Origin of the sequence: Halobacillus litoralis, from assembly GCF_009856445.1 — a bacterium.
GTDB lineage: Bacteria > Bacillota > Bacilli > Bacillales > Halobacillaceae > Halobacillus > Halobacillus litoralis.
This window is the reverse complement of record NZ_WMFA01000005.1, coordinates 94,609-111,683: the sequence shown is the minus strand read 5'-3', so window position 1 is coordinate 111,683 and position 17,075 is coordinate 94,609. Positions and strand designations below refer to the sequence as shown.

The 17,075-nt window shown below is 41.8% G+C and carries 17 protein-coding genes; 14 read left to right on the top strand and 3 right to left on the bottom strand.

Annotated elements, in window-relative coordinates; all coding sequences use genetic code 11:
• Positions 1-13 precede the first annotated feature (13 nt).
• The 8 genes from GLW00_RS13890 to GLW00_RS13855 all read left to right on the top strand — a co-directional run bounded on the left by GLW00_RS13890 (position 14) and on the right by GLW00_RS13855 (position 7,542).
• Positions 14-826 (top strand): pyruvate, water dikinase regulatory protein, encoded by an 813-nt coding sequence (locus GLW00_RS13890; RefSeq protein ID WP_089654291.1) that lies wholly within the window; start codon positions 14-16, stop codon positions 824-826.
• A gap of 255 nt (positions 827-1,081) precedes the next feature.
• Positions 1,082-1,543, top strand: a complete 462-nt coding sequence (locus tag GLW00_RS13885; protein WP_160915054.1) for a YaiI/YqxD family protein — start codon at positions 1,082-1,084, stop codon at positions 1,541-1,543.
• A gap of 37 nt (positions 1,544-1,580) precedes the next feature.
• Entirely contained in the window at positions 1,581-3,392 is a 1,812-nt protein-coding gene (gene dnaG / locus GLW00_RS13880; protein WP_160915052.1) for a DNA primase, read from the top strand.
• A 37-nt stretch (positions 3,393-3,429) separates the two neighbouring features.
• Entirely contained in the window at positions 3,430-4,563 is a 1,134-nt protein-coding gene (gene rpoD, locus GLW00_RS13875) for an RNA polymerase sigma factor RpoD (RefSeq protein WP_089654288.1), read from the top strand.
• 79 nt (positions 4,564-4,642) lie between these two features.
• The gene (locus GLW00_RS13870) at positions 4,643-5,173 is read left to right on the top strand and encodes a hypothetical protein (protein ID WP_160915050.1); all 531 of its coding nucleotides are present in this window, start codon (positions 4,643-4,645) and stop codon (positions 5,171-5,173) included.
• Positions 5,174-5,281: 108 nt separating this feature from the next.
• Complete coding sequence (cccA, locus tag GLW00_RS13865; protein WP_146812822.1) at positions 5,282-5,650, top strand: cytochrome c550; 369 nt, start codon at positions 5,282-5,284, stop codon at positions 5,648-5,650.
• 69 nt (positions 5,651-5,719) lie between these two features.
• Entirely contained in the window at positions 5,720-6,427 is a 708-nt protein-coding gene (locus tag GLW00_RS13860; protein WP_160915048.1) for a tRNA (adenine(22)-N(1))-methyltransferase, read from the top strand.
• Positions 6,424-7,542 (top strand): Nif3-like dinuclear metal center hexameric protein, encoded by a 1,119-nt coding sequence (locus tag GLW00_RS13855; protein WP_160915046.1) that lies wholly within the window; start codon positions 6,424-6,426, stop codon positions 7,540-7,542. Before GLW00_RS13860 ends, GLW00_RS13855 begins: the two co-directional genes overlap by 4 nt.
• A gap of 34 nt (positions 7,543-7,576) precedes the next feature.
• Here the strand turns inward: GLW00_RS13855 and GLW00_RS13850 are convergent, their stop codons facing one another.
• Positions 7,577-8,533 carry a 4-hydroxy-3-methylbut-2-enyl diphosphate reductase gene (locus tag GLW00_RS13850; RefSeq protein WP_160915044.1) on the bottom strand — a complete coding sequence of 319 codons (957 nt, stop codon included), beginning with the start codon at positions 8,531-8,533 and terminating at the stop codon, positions 7,577-7,579.
• 175 nt (positions 8,534-8,708) lie between these two features.
• Here GLW00_RS13850 and GLW00_RS13845 point away from each other — a divergent pair, with 175 nt between their 5' ends.
• A complete protein-coding gene (locus tag GLW00_RS13845) occupies positions 8,709-10,028 on the top strand; it encodes a DEAD/DEAH box helicase (RefSeq protein WP_160915042.1) in 1,320 nt (439 codons plus the stop codon).
• Positions 10,029-10,043: 15 nt separating this feature from the next.
• A complete protein-coding gene (locus GLW00_RS13840; protein ID WP_160915040.1) occupies positions 10,044-10,937 on the top strand; it encodes a deoxyribonuclease IV in 894 nt (297 codons plus the stop codon).
• A 217-nt stretch (positions 10,938-11,154) separates the two neighbouring features.
• Here the strand turns inward: GLW00_RS13840 and GLW00_RS13835 are convergent, their stop codons facing one another.
• On the bottom strand, positions 11,155-11,439 hold the full coding sequence (locus GLW00_RS13835; RefSeq protein WP_160915038.1) for a DUF2624 domain-containing protein: 285 nt from the start codon (positions 11,437-11,439) through the stop codon (positions 11,155-11,157).
• Positions 11,440-11,629: 190 nt separating this feature from the next.
• On the opposite strand from GLW00_RS13835, the gene GLW00_RS13830 reads away from it, so the two are divergent.
• Together GLW00_RS13830 and GLW00_RS13825 are read left to right on the top strand one after the other, a co-directional pair.
• The gene (locus GLW00_RS13830) at positions 11,630-12,355 is read left to right on the top strand and encodes a transglycosylase SLT domain-containing protein (RefSeq protein WP_160915036.1); all 726 of its coding nucleotides are present in this window, start codon (positions 11,630-11,632) and stop codon (positions 12,353-12,355) included.
• Between the two features lie 115 nt (positions 12,356-12,470).
• On the top strand, positions 12,471-13,046 hold the full coding sequence (locus GLW00_RS13825) for a DUF4190 domain-containing protein (RefSeq protein WP_160915034.1): 576 nt from the start codon (positions 12,471-12,473) through the stop codon (positions 13,044-13,046).
• A gap of 31 nt (positions 13,047-13,077) precedes the next feature.
• Here the strand turns inward: GLW00_RS13825 and ispG are convergent, their stop codons facing one another.
• On the bottom strand, positions 13,078-14,202 hold the full coding sequence (gene ispG / locus GLW00_RS13820; RefSeq protein ID WP_160915033.1) for a flavodoxin-dependent (E)-4-hydroxy-3-methylbut-2-enyl-diphosphate synthase: 1,125 nt from the start codon (positions 14,200-14,202) through the stop codon (positions 13,078-13,080).
• Between the two features lie 250 nt (positions 14,203-14,452).
• On the opposite strand from ispG, the gene GLW00_RS13815 reads away from it, so the two are divergent.
• The gene (locus GLW00_RS13815; protein WP_160915031.1) at positions 14,453-15,073 is read left to right on the top strand and encodes an NfeD family protein; all 621 of its coding nucleotides are present in this window, start codon (positions 14,453-14,455) and stop codon (positions 15,071-15,073) included.
• 95 nt (positions 15,074-15,168) lie between these two features.
• The gene (locus GLW00_RS13810; RefSeq protein WP_160915029.1) at positions 15,169-16,950 is read left to right on the top strand and encodes a methyl-accepting chemotaxis protein; all 1,782 of its coding nucleotides are present in this window, start codon (positions 15,169-15,171) and stop codon (positions 16,948-16,950) included.
• The last annotated feature ends 125 nt before the right edge of the window (positions 16,951-17,075 follow it).

Genomic DNA, 17,075 nt, shown 5'->3' with positions numbered 1-17,075 from the left:
GGAGGGATCGTTTATGGAAAAGCCCTTAATTTATGTCTTATCAGATTCAGTTGGGGAGACCGCAGAACTGGTCGTAAAAGCTTGTCTCAGTCAGTTTGATGATGGACCTTTTGATTTGCAGCGAATCCCTTATGTAGAAGATAAAGGGACGATTAACGAAGCGGTCCAGCAAGCCAAAGAACATAAAGCAATGATCGGTTTTACATTAGTGATTCCAGAGTTCAGACAGCACCTGAAACAAGAAGCTGAAAAACACGGCATTCAGTGTGTGGATATTATGGGACCAATGATGGAGGTTATGGAAAACCATCTGCAAATTAAACCTCGCCTTGAGCCGGGGCTTGTTCATAAATTGGACGAAGATTACTTTAAGAGAGTAGAGGCCATCGAATTTGCTGTTCGGTACGATGATGGTCGTGACCCACGGGGCATATCCAAAGCCGATATCGTACTGATTGGTGTTTCTAGAACATCCAAGACTCCATTGTCTCAGTATTTGGCTCACAAACGCCTGAAGGTCGCGAATGTACCGATTGTACCGGAAGTACAGCCACCATCTGAATTATTCCGCGTCGATCCCGATAAATGCATAGGCTTGAGTATCAGTGCAGAAAAACTAAATGATATAAGAAAAGAAAGATTAAAGTCATTAGGACTTGGAGATCAGGCAAGCTATGCGAATATGACACGTATTCAACAGGAAATCGATCATTTCAACCGGATTGTGGAGCGGATTGGTTGTCCAGTAATTGATGTTTCAAACAAAGCGGTTGAAGAGACAGCCAATGTTATTATGAACAAATTACGTCAGAATGCCCAGGAATAGTACAAATAGCGGAAGTCGCGCTTTGATTAAGCGCGACTTTTGTTGGGAAGAATGAAATTAGGTACAATTAGACATAGCGTAAACGATAGGAATGTATTATAATATCTATTTGTGGTAAAAATCCTTATAATGAAGGGATGTCCATTCCTAAAAAAATTTTCTGACCATGCGCTATTAAAGGCACTTACTTTTCAGAAAAATAAAACATTCACTTTTAAGGAGGATTCTACCGCTTATTGTAGAAATATTGATACTATGCCAAATTTAAATGTTCATATTTATGTCGATGCAGATAGCTGTCCAGTACAAGAAGAAATCATCGATGTTTGTATGCAGTACGATCTACATCCTTATTTCATAGCGACCGTTAATCATTATAGCCAAGAGAAGGCAGAGGCTGGATGGAGGTTCATGGATGATGGATCGCAATCTGTCGATATGTATATCCTTAATCAAGTGGAAGAAGGCGATGTCGTCATTACCCAGGATCTTTCTCTGGCTGTATTATTGACTTCTAAAGGGGTTTATGTACTTACTCCAAGAGGTAAACTGGTTAGAGAAAATGATGCAGATAACATCATGAACCAAAAGTTCATACGGCAGCAAACGATGAAGCAGAGAAAGAAATGGAAGGGTCCATCGGCATTTACAGCGGATGATCGCGCAAAGTTCCGATCTGTTTTCCAAAAATTGTTGTCAGAACATGAAGGAATTTAAGCTTTGAACGAGAATAATTGAGTAGTATGGTGATCTTATGGCTGGACATATTCCAGAAGAAAAAGTCGATGAAATTAGAAGATCAACGGATATTGTAGAAGTGATCGGCAATTACGTCGATTTGAAGAAACAAGGCAGGAACCATTTCGGCCTTTGTCCTTTCCATGGGGAAAACACTCCTTCCTTTTCCGTTTCTCAAGATAAGCAGATCTTTCATTGCTTTGGTTGTGGAAAGGGAGGGAATGTCTATACCTTCCTGATGGAGATTGAAGGGTTTAGTTTTATCCAGGCACTAAAACAACTGGCTGAGCAGACAGGTACTGATCTTCCTGATCAACTATCTGAAGAAGCTCCGTCAGAAAAGAGCCAGGAATCTCAGTCGATGCTTGAAGCCCATCAATGGTTGACTAAATTATACCACCATTTGTTAAAGAATTCCAAGGATGGTCGGGAAGCATATCAGTATTTAATCGACCGTGGTTTTACCGATGAAACGATCCAGAAATATCAAATAGGATATTCACCGGATTCCAGAGACTTTGTTGTAACTTTCCTTGAAAAGAAAGGGTATCATCCACAATCAATGGTCAAGGCAGGATTGCTCAGTACCAATGATCATGGAGAATATGCGGACAGGTTCCGTGGGAGAGTGATTTTCCCACTAAGGAATCACTTAGGGAAAACCGTAGCTTTTGCAGGAAGGTCTCTTGGACAACAGGAACCCAAATATCTAAACAGTCCGGAGACGGAACTTTTCCACAAGGGGCGTCTGCTTTATAACTTCGACCTTGCCCGCTCCGCCATCCGAAAGGAAAAAACGGTGATCCTGTTCGAAGGTTTCGGAGATGTCATCTCTGCTGATCAGGCGGGTATTCACCATGCCGTAGGCACAATGGGTACATCGTTATCAAATATCCAGGCGAACCTTTTGAAGAAATACGCAGAACAGATCATCATTTGCTATGACGGGGACCGCGCTGGAATTGAAGCAGCTGTTAAAGCAGCGAAGCTCTTAAAAAGCGTGGGCTGTCAAACGTACGTTGCTCGTGTCCCTGATGAACTCGATCCGGATGATTTCATTCAAAAGTATGGAGGGGACCGATTTAAACGTGAAATTATCGATACGAGTGATACGTATATTTCCTTTATGATGAATTACTTGCGTAGAGATTATAATCTGCAAGTAGAAGGAGATCGCATCACTTATATCGAAAAGGTATTACAAGAGATTGCAGGGCTTGACCGTGCTGTCGAACGAGAGCATTACCTGAATGAGATCGCTACAGAATTTCAGCTCTCCGTAGAGACTCTAAAAGAAGAAGTTCAGCGTATTCGATCGCAAAGCGGTGTCAAGGATAAGGAGCCAAAGAACCGATATACTAATGATACAAGGCAGCCAACGGTTCAAAAAAAACTTTTACCCGCTTTTCATAATGCAGAAAGAAAACTGATTGCGTATATGTTGAGAGATCCATATATCGCTGATAAAGTTCAAGAGGAAATCGGAGGAGCTTTCAATATTGAAGACCATCAGGTCATTGTCACCCATCTTTATGCATATTATGAAGACGGCAATGAATCGGATATCAGTCAGTTCGTCGAGATGATTGAAGATGCTTCCATTAAAAATTTGGCGATCGAGCTTGCAATGGCCCCTGTCAGCGAAGAAGTTTCTGATCAGGAAATCCATGATTACATCTCAAGGATTCGATCAGAACAGTGGGATCGAACGGATATTAGAAACCTTGAATCTGAGTTGAAAAAGGCTGAACAGCAAAATGAGCCGATCCGGGCAGCAGAAATTGCGATGGAAATCATCAAACGCAGAAAAGAGTTAAAACATCACTAGGTAGAGTTTGTATAGATTGTTGGAAGGAGGGGGACTTATGGCAGATAAGCAACAGCAGCCATCACGTTCTAAAGAAAATGAGAACCAAACAGAATTGACACTTGAGCAAGCGAAAGAGCAAGTGGTAGAGTTAGGGAAAAAACGAGGGATCCTCGCATATGAAGAGGTAGCGGAAAAACTATCGAGCTTCGAGCTGGATTCTGATCAGATGGATGAATTCTATGAGCACCTGAATGAGCAGGGTGTGGAAGTGATCGGGGATTCGGAATCAGATCCAAGTATGAAGCAATTGAATAAAGAGGAAGAGTTCGACCTTAATGACTTGAGTGTACCACCTGGGGTTAAAATCAATGACCCTGTACGTATGTACCTTAAAGAAATCGGTCGTGTGAACCTGCTATCTGCCAAAGATGAAATCAGCCTTGCTCAACGTATTGAGAATGGTGATGAAGAAGCGAAGCGTGACTTGGCAGAAGCCAACCTTCGACTTGTTGTAAGTATCGCTAAAAGATATGTAGGCCGAGGAATGCTTTTCCTTGATCTGATTCAAGAAGGTAACATGGGTCTGATCAAAGCGGTAGAAAAGTTCGATTATCGTAAAGGTTACAAATTCAGTACCTATGCCACATGGTGGATTCGACAGGCAATTACAAGAGCGATTGCCGACCAGGCTCGTACAATCCGTATTCCTGTCCACATGGTGGAGACGATTAACAAACTGATCCGAGTACAGCGCCAACTTCTTCAAGATCTTGGGCGTGAACCAACACCGGAAGAGATTGCGCAGGATATGGACCTTACTCCAGATAAAGTGCGTGAAATTCTAAAGATTGCACAAGAACCTGTATCCTTAGAAACACCGATCGGGGAGGAAGATGATTCTCACCTAGGTGATTTCATTGAAGATCAGGAAGCAACATCTCCTTCAGATCATGCTGCTTATGAACTGTTAAAAGAACAACTTGAGGATGTTCTCGATACATTGACAGATCGAGAAGAAAATGTACTCAGGCTCCGATTCGGTTTGGACGATGGCCGTACAAGAACACTTGAAGAAGTAGGGAAAGTGTTTGGGGTTACTCGTGAGAGAATCCGTCAAATTGAAGCGAAGGCTTTGCGTAAACTCCGTCACCCAAGCCGGAGCAAACGTTTGAAGGACTTCATGGAATAAAGGTTCTTTCCGACTCAGGGCTCCTTTCGCAAATGGATGCGGGAGGACTCCTGAGTTATCTTTTCTTTTGGAGGCTGCTATGAAGCATGAACGGACACAAACCATTGTTGATGAAATCAGGTACTGGAAACAAAATCGTCTGCTTCCAGATGAATATTGCAATTTTTTGTTAGCGCTTTATACTAAGGGTGAAAATCAAGGAAACAATGAAAGCTCGGGGGCACTCAGTCTAGGCTTTTATATGTTCGTAACAGTGAATGCTTTATTGTTACCCCTTTCATTTCTTGTCATTTATTTTACTGAAATGGGAATCATAATGCAAACAGTGGTTTTGTCGAGTTTTGTAATGGGAGTATGGATTAACGTTCGTTGGTTACAATATAAACAGCCGGACTGGCTTTTTATTCCGCTACTCAATGGCGCTCTGATTCTGCTGCTGATGACTGTCCATCTTAATCAACAAATCATAGGTTCTTTGTTTTCCTTTTACATAACTCTCTCTTTACATTTAATTTTGTGGGTTTTTCTTGGTTGGTTATGGAAAGTGAAAACGCTTTTCTATTCAGGTGTCATGGGCTTTATTTTTTTAATAATTTACATTGTTTCATAAGTTTTCACATCAAATCTCTTTAATAAGTAACGGTTTTCAAGTAAAATAAATATAGTCGAATAGACACGAAAATTCTATATGAGGGAATACATAAGGAGGTTGCAACAAATGAGAAAGAACCCTGTGATTCCATTCGCCATTATCGCTGTACTGGGGATCGTCGTTATGATTGTCGTATCTGCAGCGGGGATTAATCAACGCGAAGCTATTCAGAACGAAGAAGAGGGCGGCGGTGAGAAGCAAGAAGAAACCGCAAGTGCAAGTCCTGAAGAATTGTATCAGAACCAATGTGCAAGCTGCCACGGTGGAGATCTTGGCGGAGGAGCCGGCCCTAACCTTCAAGAAGTAGGAAGCCGCTATTCAGCTGAAGAAATTAATGACATCATCGTAAATGGTAAAGGCTCAGCCATGCCTGCTGGTCTTTATACAGGAGAGCAAGCAACTAAATTGGCTGAATGGCTGGCCGAAAAGAAATAACAATAAGATGAAGAACGAAAAGCTTTCTGGCCAATCAGAAAGCTTTTCTTTTATGAGAGGAAAGAGTCTATGAATGTTAATCAATTATCCCAACGTTTAGCACTTGTTGCTGATTATTTACCGGAGGGGGCCCATTTTGCTGACATCGGTTCGGATCACGCGTATCTTCCGTGCTTTGTATGCCTGAAGGACCCGGAAGCAAGAGCTGTTGCAGGAGAAGTAAATCAAGGCCCGTATGATAGTGCGAAAAGCGAAGTGGAAAAACATAAGCTTGAGAACCGCATCGAAGTCCGTCTCGGGGACGGGCTCGCAGTTGTTGATCCAGGAGAGATAAAGCAAGTGGTCATTGCAGGTATGGGTGGACCTTTAATCCGTGATATTCTGGAAAAAGGGAAGGAGAAGCTTTCTAATGTCCACCGGATTGTCGTGCAGCCCAACATCGATTCCAGGTCTTTAAGAAGGTGGTTCTTCCAGCATGACTATACACTCGTGGATGAGGCAATTGTAGAGGAAAGTGGGCACATTTATGAAGTCCTTGTTGCAGAAAAGGGAGATCCTTCCTCCTCTTACCATCAGCAGGTGATAGAGAAAGAAATGTGGCTCGGGCCATTCTTATTAAAGAAACGACCGGATCCGTTTATTAAGAAATGCAAAGAGGAATGGAAGAAGAAACAATATATTGTGAAACAGATGAAGCAAGCAACTTCCCCTGATGAAGAAAAATTGAAACAACATCAAAAGGAAATGGAATGGTTAGAGGAGGTATTGCAATCATGAATCGAACGTACACGGCTCAAGATATCATCCGCGAATTTGAAAAATGGTCACCTAAGGGGTTGGCCTTTGAATGGGATAATGTGGGGCTCCAAGTCGGTACACTTAATAAGCAGGTAAAAAACATTATGGTTACTCTTGATGTGTTGGAGAACGTTGTAGATGAAGCGATTGAAAAAGAAGTGGATTTAATTATTGCCCATCATCCTCTGCTTTTTGTCAAATTGAATCAAATCAATTTGGATACACCGAAAGGAAGAATTGTTCAGAAACTGATTAAAAATGACATCACGGTTTATGCCGCCCATACGAACCTTGATATTGCTAAAGGCGGTGTGAATGATGTTATGGCTGAACTGATTGGAGTAACGAGTAGCCGTCCGCTGATTGAAACAGGCAGCGACTCTCTAGTAAAGCTCACTGTTTTCGTCCCGGTAAATCACGCAGATGAATTGCGGAATGCCATCAGTGAAGCAGGTGCAGGGCATATAGGCAATTATAGTCATTGTACGTACCAGCTTTCCGGACAAGGAACATTCAAGCCGGAAGAGGGTACCAATCCATACCTCGGTGAACAAGGAAAGCTTGAGATCGTTGACGAAAAACGAATCGAGACGATTGTTCCAAAGTCACGCCTATCCGGAGTATTGAAAGCGATGGAAGAAGCTCATCCCTATGAGGAAGTCGCTTATGATGTTTATCCATTATTAAACGAAGGGGAACCAGTGGGAGCAGGGCGTGTAGGAGAACTCAAAAATCCTATGGTTTTACGTGAACTCGTAGAGTTAATCAAGAGAGAATACAGTGTTCCTCATGTACGTGTATCTGGAAATATGGATAAAAAAGTGAAGAAAGTCGCGCTTCTTGGAGGCAGTGGTGAAAAATACATTCATAAGGCCAAGAGAAGTGGTGCCGATGTTTATATTACGGGAGACATGACATTTCATATGACACAAGATGCCATGGAGATGGGACTTTCCCTCATTGATCCCGGGCACCATGTTGAAAAGGTTGTCTGTCCAAAAGTAAAACAATACTTGGAAGAGACATGTAACAAAGAGAGAGATTTAAACATTTTTGTTTCCGAAGCGAATACAGAGCCCTTTACCGTTGTATAAGAAAAGGATGAAAGCGTAGGCTTTCATCCTTTTTTTATCTCTTTACTTTTTTTCTGGCACGGACGGGAGGTAAGATTTTTTTCTGTTCAACTTTTGACTCGCGAATCCATGTGCTTTCATCGTTATGATCGAACTGCTCGATGAATTTAATGACTTCTTTTGTTATCGGAGTTGGAGTTGAAGCTCCCGCTGTAACGGCTACTTTCTCTACACCTTCCAACCATTCTAACTGGATTTCTGTCACATCAGCAATACGGTAAGCTGTTGTGCCTGCTTTTTCCATAGAGACTTGGGCGAGTCGATTGGAGTTGTTACTCATCGGGTCACCGACAACCAATGTCAAATCAGCTTCACCCGCCTGCTCAGAAACAGCTTCTTGCCGTACCTGGGTCGCCATGCAGATTTCCTGCTGTTTTTCGAGTTGTGGATACTTTTCCTTTGCCTTTTCCATGACATCATAGACATCCCATTGACTCATTGTCGTTTGGTTGGTGATCATCAATTTGTCATGATCCAGATTAAGTTCTTCCACATCTTCTTCTGTTTGGACGAGATGGACTTTACCTGGTGCTACTCCCATCGCGCCTTCTGGTTCAGGGTGTCCCTTTTTTCCTACGTAAATAACTTCGAAACCTTCAGCTACTTTCTTTCTAATCAAATTGTGGGTGTTTGTGACATCAGGACAGGTGGCGTCTAAAACGGTCAATCCTTTCGCCTTGGCGCGTTCCTTCACTTGAGGAGAAACACCGTGAGCGGTAAAAATAACCGTGCCATCGTGAATGCCTTCGAGCATGTCGCTTCGATTTTTTCCATCTACCGTAATGATCCCTTCTTCCTTGAAGGCATCGGTTACATGTGAGTTGTGGACAATCATACCTAATATATAAATAGGACGTGGCAGGTTTGGGTCTTTAGCTGCGTTACGAGCAATGACCATTGCATCTACTACACCATAACAATAACCGCGAGGGGCGATTTTAATGACTTCCATTGATTAACGTCCTCCTCTATAAATCCAATCCAATAACTTTAAAGATACCATTATCATTATAAAGGGTAAAGGGAAAGATGACAAAGAAAGACGTTCTAAGACAAGGTTATCGTGCAATTTGTCTTCTGCTCTATTATAATAAGGAAGGAACATTTTACATTAAAGGAGAACGGTTATGAGTAAGCATACATTTGAACAATATGCCATCACTTCTACAGTCAGTCGAATTGTAGAAGGGTTAGGCTTTAAAAAACCCACCCCCATTCAAAAGCAGGTACTGCCTGCAGCATTAAGAGGGGAGAGTCTCATCGGACAGTCCCATACAGGATCAGGGAAGACACATGCCTATTTACTTCCACTATTGAACCAGATGGATGAAGAGGCGGACCATGTACAGTTTGTAATTACAGCGCCAACAAGAGAATTAGCCATTCAAATTCAGGATGAAGTGAAAAAGGCCATTCAAATGGCTGGGAAAGAAGAGGTTTGGCGTTCAAAACTCCTCATAGGTGGAACGGATAAGCAGAAAATGGTTGGCAAGCTGTCTTCAAGAGCTCCGCATATTGTCGTCGGAACACCTGGTCGTATATTAGATATGGTAAAAGAGGAGGCTATTGACCTCTACCAAGCCAAAGCGTTTGTGCTGGATGAAGCGGATCTGATGCTGGATTTAGGATTCATTGAAGAAGTAGACCAAATTCTCGTCAGGATGGACCAGGATGTACAGATGCTCGTCTTTTCGGCGACCATTCCAGAACGTCTACAGCCATTCTTAAAGAAATATTTGACGAACCCGACACACATTGAGATTGAAGATGACAAACCATCACCAGAAACGATGGAGCACCGCTTAGTCCCGTTAAGACATAAAGAACCAGCCGAAGTCATTGTCGAAATATCGAAGGCGATTCAACCTTATTTGGCTATCATTTTTACAAATGGAAAAAATCATGCCGATGAGCTTGCTGGGGAATTGACGAAGAGAGGTCTTGAAACAGGAATTCTTCACGGAGGTCTTTCACCAAGAGAAAGAAAAAGAATGCTAAAAGAGTTGCAGAACTTGCGTTACCAGTATATTGTGGCCACAGACCTTGCTTCTCGAGGCATCGATATTCAAGGCGTCAGTCATGTGATTAACGCACAAATGCCGAAAGAGGAAGAATTCTACATTCACAGAGTCGGACGAACGGCTCGAGCTGGATTGCAAGGAACGGCTATCAATTTGTATAAGGAATCCGATCTGCCTCTTATTCAGAAGCTCGAGAAAAAAGGACTTACCTTTGAATTTTATGAAGTGAAAAATGGTGAATGGAAAGAAACAAATGCCTACAACGAGAGACAGAACCGTGAGCGCCATGCTTCCGATTTAGAGAAGAAAGCGAAGCAGATGGTACGGAAACCGAAAAAAGTGAAGCCTGGCTACAAGAAGAAAATGAAACAGCAAACAGATAAAAACATGAGGAAGCTGAAGCAGAGTCGTTTCAAGAAGAAATAAGAAAGGATAGATTGTATGTTGAAAATTGGGTCACACGTGTCTATGAAAGGGAAAAAAATGCTGCTGGGCGCCAGCGAAGAAGCAACCTCGTATGGTGCAAGCACATTTATGATTTATACCGGAGCCCCGCAGAATACAAGGCGTCGTCCCATTGAAGAATTGAATATCGAAGCAGGGACTGAGCATATGAAGGCGAATGGCATCACGGACATCGTGGTCCATGCTCCTTATATCATCAATATAGGAAATACAACAAAACCTGAAACTTTCCAACTTGGTGTTGATTTTTTAAGGAATGAAATAGAACGTACAGAAGCTCTAGGAGCAAGGCAAATCGTGCTCCACCCAGGGTCACATGTTGGACAAGGAGTAGAAAAGGGATTGCCGAAGATTATTGAAGGCTTGAACGAGGTACTTCATAAAGACCAAAAGGTCCAAATCGCTCTTGAAACAATGGCAGGAAAAGGCTCTGAAATCGGGAGAAGTTTTGACGAGTTGGCGCAAATCATTGATGGGGTGACCCACAATGAGAACTTATCTGTCTGCATGGATACGTGTCACATTCATGACGCAGGTTATAATGTCATCGAGGATTTCGATGGCGTCTTGGATGAATTTGATAAAATAGTGGGCATCGATCGTTTGAAGGTCGTCCATGTGAACGACAGTAAAAACATCAAAGGAGCAGCCAAGGACCGGCACGAAAATATCGGGTTCGGCCATATCGGTTTCGATGCTCTTCATAAAGTCATTCATCATCCAACATTGAAAGACCTGCCAAAAATTCTTGAAACGCCATATGTAGGGGAAGATAAGAAAAATAAGAAGCCTCCGTATCGCTATGAAATCGATATGGTTAAAGAAGGCGTTTTTGATGAAGGTTTAAAAGAAAAAATCATGCAACAATAAAGAAGGAGCCTCTGGGCCCCTTCTTTTTTTGTTAGTTATTAAATAAAATGGCAGGCAGTGGAAGCCTCCGTTTCAAGAATTTATGGGGTCGTTTCCTTGTTGAAGTGTCAGGGGCACTCGGCCAGCTATTCGTTCTCCTGCAGGAAAAAATTTCTCGAAATAAAGTTTTCAACTAATGGGAGTGTTTATTCGATAGAGAATGGAATTTAATCAGGTTTTATCTTAGCCAATGCTCTACTCCGTATTCTTTTGCCATTTTCATGAGCAGTTTATTTACAGATCTTGCTGTATCTTTTGATGTGATTTTTGCAAGTTTACTGAGCATGCGCTTCCGTCCATCGGGGTCGAAAGGGTTATCTTTATTTTTTTTCAATGCTGTGACAATGGCAGTGGCTTCATCCTTAGATATAGGGATTTGATACTTCTGACTATAAAAAAGTAGTTCTTTTACGGTTAACTGCTTCAATTTCTGGGTAATTAACTGTTGTGCCACATTCTTCATAGGCTTATACTCCCTCTCTCCTTATTTACTACACCATATGAATGTTGAGAAGGATTTGTGTTTTTAAAAAATTATGTCTACAAGTGTTTCAATTGAATTACATATTTTATTCGGTTAGTATAAGCCAATGGGTTCAGTGTGGTGCTGGTCAAAAGTACCGGTGCAGAGCGTGAAGGAGTGAAAAACAAATATGAAAGAACAAAAACCTCTTTGGACAACGGGTATGGCATTGCTTCTCGTCATGGTGACATTTTTTGCTTTCAACCAATGGAACCAGAAGCAGGAAAAAGCCCTGGAAGATCAAAAGCAGGAATTGAAAAATAAAAATCAAAAACTATCCATGGAAATTGAACGGTTACAGTCGACGAATGAGTATTTGAAGGAAAAGCCTTCAGCCGAAGAAGAAAGTGGCTATCACACATGGCCGGAAATTGAAAAGAAAGCAGATCGACTTGTAAGTGAGAGTGATGGGAATTTCAAAAAGTCCTGGGCTATGTACCTCGTTAAGGAAGCCCAGCGTTATAAAATCAATCCCTATCTTGTTTATGAGCTCTTAAAAGTGGAGACGGGAGGAACTTTTGACCCTGAGCTGGTGGGACCTGAAACCAAATATGGACATGCGTACGGGATGTCACAATTCATGAAAAATACCGCCCCGTGGATTGCTGATATGGCTGGCTTACCATATGAAGAAGAGTTGCTTTTTGACCCTTATTATTCCATGCAATTATCATTAGTTTATTTAGATTTCTTAAAAAAGAAATATAATAATTGGGACGAAGCACTCACAGCATATCACCGAGGCATGGGTGGCTTGAAAGCATATAAAAAAGAAAATGGACACGCAGAAAGCTGGTATGCAGAAGAGATCCAAGAGAAAGCAGAAAATCATACGACTGTAGTATTAGCGAATTGATTGGGAACGCCTGACTTATAGTCAGGCGTTTTTTTACCATCAACTCCCTTATGTAATTTCTTGTACTCTCCATATAATAATCATGATTCTTCAAACAGAAAGTGAGGGTATTCTAATGCATGATCCGAAAGATACTGTTGAGAATCATCAAAATACGCAAAAAGCCCCTGAGCACGGGGATGAATTAGAGCAAGTTCATGAAGAAGCTGTTGACGAACATGACGAGCCGTCGACAGAACAAGTCCTGAATGAAGCTTTTGAAGAAATCCAAGATCAGGATTTAAGACAGGAACCGGGTTATAAAGAGGCTAGAGCGGCTGAGTATAATGACGTTACTGCTGTCGATGATCTTGGTCGTGGATCAGATCAGCCTGTTTATGGCGATAGTTATGAGGAAGAGTTTGCTCAAGAAGCGGCTGTAGGGCCGATAGATGAACCTATGAATAACGAGGAAAAGGAAACAACAATGGAAGAAGAGGAAGATGTTAAAGTGGGGATGGGCTGGCTAGGGTTATCCGCCGCGATCCTTTCTTTCTTTTTTGCTCCGTTAATACTTGGTGCGGCCGGGATTGTTCTTGGGATCATCGGTAAACGAAGAGGAGCCGATACACTTGGCAATATGGCGATTATTGTCAGTGTCGTTTCCATCGCATTTTCTTTATTCTTCGCCCCAATGTATAACTTGATATAAAAAAAGGTGACCCTGTTCAGGGTCACCTTTTTTAGGACTGTTCTTGCTCTTGTTTTAGCTTCTCTTTTTCTTGACGTTCTTTTTCATAGTGTTCTTCAGCCAATTTGTCGACTTCTTTCTTCAGTTCATCGACCATGATGTCTTCAGGTACTTTACGGATGATCTCTCCGTGGCGGAAGAGTAGACCTTCCCCTCGGGCACCAGCAATCCCGATGTCTGCTTCTCTCGCTTCACCAGGGCCATTGACTGCGCAGCCAAGCACAGCCACTTTAATGGGTGCTTTAATGGTTTGAATATATTCTTCAACCTCATTGGCAATAGAAATCAGGTCAATTTCAATTCGTCCACAAGTTGGACAGGAAATTAAAGTCGCAGCGTTAGACGCAAGACCAAAGGATTTGAGAAGTTCTTTCGCTACTTTTACTTCCTCCACAGGGTCAGCACTCAAGCTGATTCGCACAGTACTTCCAATTCCTTTACTTAAGATGGCTCCAAGTCCTGCAGCACTTTTCACCGTGCCGGCAAAAAGAGTTCCAGATTCAGTAATTCCCAAGTGTATTGGATAGTTGAAGGCTGCTGCTGCTTTTTCATAAGCTTCAATAGCCAATTTCACGTCCGAAGCTTTAAGGGATACAATAATATCATGGAAATCAAGATCCTCAAGAATCTTAATGTGATGCAAGGCACTTTCAACCATTCCATCTGCGGTAGGATAACCGTATTTTTCAAGGATATGGCGCTCCAGTGAACCTGCGTTGACTCCGATTCGGATCGGAATGCCCTTTGCTTTTGCTGCTTTTACTACTTCCTCGACTTTTTCACGTTTCCCGATGTTCCCTGGGTTGATGCGGATCTTGTCTGCTCCACCTTCAATGGCTTTCAAAGCCTTTTTATAATCGAAGTGGATGTCAACAACCAATGGAATGTTGATCCGTTTTTTAATTTCAGGAATCGCATCAGCGGCTCTGTCATCTGGACAAGCCACTCGCACGATTTGACATCCGGCTTCCTCCAGACGTTTGATTTCAGCGACTGTTGCTTCTACATCGTGTGTTTTGGTGGTGGTCATGGATTGAATCACAACCTCATCCGATCCACCTATCGTAACGTCTCCGACTCTTACGGGACGAGTATCTTTTCTGTGCGTAATTGCCATTAATATCGCTCCTTTGTATATTCACAAAAAGGTATGCAAGATGAATTCCAATCTTCATTATAAGGGCTATTTTTGCAAATGAGAAGTCAGGAACCTTAAATATGCACATTTGTAAGTTAAATTTGTGTAAACTCATAAATGTTGTCATCATTATATCATGGGAGTAATAGAGAAAAAATAATGGAGACTTTGAAACAAAAAGGGATCTTCGAACGTACATATAGTAATTAAGGAGAGGATGTGAGCCATCATGTTTACTTATGATTGGATCGCTTTGTTTATTACTTTTCTCGGTACGATGTTTTTAATTGGGGAATTACTCGTCAATATGCGTGGATTGTTCGCCATTATCGGCTTTGGCTTTATAACTGTTTATTTCTCAGGTTACCTTGAAACAGAAATGTTTATCGTCATGATGCTCGTTTATTTCCTGGGAATTATACTTATGATCATTGATGGTAAACTGCTGAATGACGGGACTCTTGCGATCATTGGTGCTGCAACGATGATTATTGCTGTTGGCTTTAGTGCACCTAATTGGGTGGCTGGGTTGTACAGTGTTATAGGGGTTATTTTAGGGGGAGCGGCTTCCTTACTGTTCTTGAAAGTTTTCAAACACCGAAAAATGTGGTCGAAAATGGCTCTCAATGATCAAATGTCCTCAGAAATGGGATATAATTCAATGAATGAAAAATACCAGTACTTACTTGAACAGCAAGGCGAAGCCCTAACAGACATGAGACCTGTAGGTACGGTGAAAATTGAGGATGAAGAATACAGTGCTGTTTCCAATGGTCAGTGGATTACGAGAGGCGATCAAATTAAAGTAGTGAAAGTGGATGGTACAAAAATCCTGGTCAAGAAGTTGTGAAATTACCAAACCTTAAAAGATTATTAACAATTCCTTAACACTCTGTCGTCATACTTTGTTTGTGCAATCAATCAAAGAGATGGAGTGTTTATTTTATGAAAGACTCGATAAGACTCAAATCAAGAATTCCAAAAGTTCAATGGCCTCAAATCAATTTGCAAATCAGGTTGACAGTCATTGTTTGTGCCCTTGTGCTTATTTCAGTTTCATTGATTGGTTTCTTTTCTTATACGAAAGCTAAGGAAAATCAAGTAGATCTGGTTCAAGACCGTCTGGAACGTGAGTTGCTGATGGCTCAGGATGTGGCAGAGCAATTGATGTATGCCTTTGTTGGAGATCAGGAAGAATTCTCAAGAAGAATGGAAGGGTATTCGAATGCACAACAAGCAGAAATCCAACAAGATGGTTTATCTTCTGAAGCTTATTTTGTAAATAACAGTGGGGTATATTCCTACCCGTCCATGGATGAAACTTCTTTACCAGAATCACTTTCGCAGGATCTGTTGAATAAAGAGAATGGCACAGAAACTGTAGAGTTGAAAGGGGAGAAATACATACTTTCCTACGCACCCGTCCAAGAACTGCAAGGAATCTATGTTCTAGGAGTACCCGAGAAGGATTTTATGAGTGGAGTACGCCAATTGGCCTTGTACACATTAATATTAGGCTTTATTACCGTCCTTGCGATCGGAGTGATTGTTTATTTTATTGTGGGGAGGATTGTTCACCCAGTGAAACAGATGCAGCTTGTTATGAAGCAAGCGAGGAATGGTGTTTTAAGTGAGGCAGGTTCCATTAGTACGAGTCTTCCTGAGATCCAGTCGTTAAGAAAAAGTTACGAAGAACTTATACATAAGATTGCATCTATTTTGGACTCTCTTCAAGGGACTGTCGACCAACTGGGAAAGGGAGGGGAAAAGATGGATGATTCCTCTCAGGAGTTGAAGCTTGTCTATGAAGATTTACGGAAAAGTGTGAATCAAGTTCAAGACGGAAGTGACCTGACTTCGGAATATATGGATAGCCAAAAAGAAGTGTTCGATGAATTGAACAAAGTCTTCGGTCAGTTACATCATACGTTGGAAAACCTTTTCGGAGAACAGGAACGGATGAATGAAGCGGTGCATTCGGGGAATGGAGGAGTCGAACAGGTCAATCAATGTTTTCAAAGTTTGAGACACGAAATTCACGGAATGACTTCGAGAGTGGTATCTTTTCAAGACTACATGTCGAACATCCAAGATTCTGGAAACAAAATTCAGGAGATTGCAGAGCAAACGAGGATGCTTGCATTGAATGCTTCTATTGAAGCCGCTCGTGCTGGAGAGCAAGGAAAAGGATTCGCAGTAGTGGCTCAGGAAGTTAGACGCCTGGCAGATCGGTCAAGAACAGCGGCTGTTGACATCGATCAACGGATGAAGGATGTGATGTCGCTCGGGGGAGAGCTTTCCAATCAATTTGACCAAATGGAAAGGGATATTCTAGATCGACAGCACCAAATGGATATATCGAAGGATGCTTTCGAGCATTTATCAGAAGGTATGAGTGCGTTTAATTTACAATTGGAAACCACCAAACATCAGTTAAAAGAAGGCGGAGAGGTTATGCCACGAATGGAGAACGTAATTGAAGGCATGAAAAAAGTGATCTCAAACCAGGTTCTTTCCACAGGGAAACTAGTGGATACTTCTGACCGTCAGCAGAGAACAATGCAAACCTTTGATGCTTTTTCGACTGAATGGATTGGACTCACACAGGAGCTTTCGTTTATCATTGCGTCCAATCAATTTGAGAACAAAGAATACTCAGAGCAGCAAAACAATGCCGCAGGAGAAAAACAGGAAGCAGATTATCTAATGAAGGAAAAGGCATCATAAAAGGTCCTCTTAAGGGCCTTTTTTTATTGGAAAATTCGGATAACACACGAAATTTGCTTCAGTATTATGCGAATGTAAATTTAATGTTAAGATTCGTGAATTACCTTTACAAAAGTTTTTTCCAT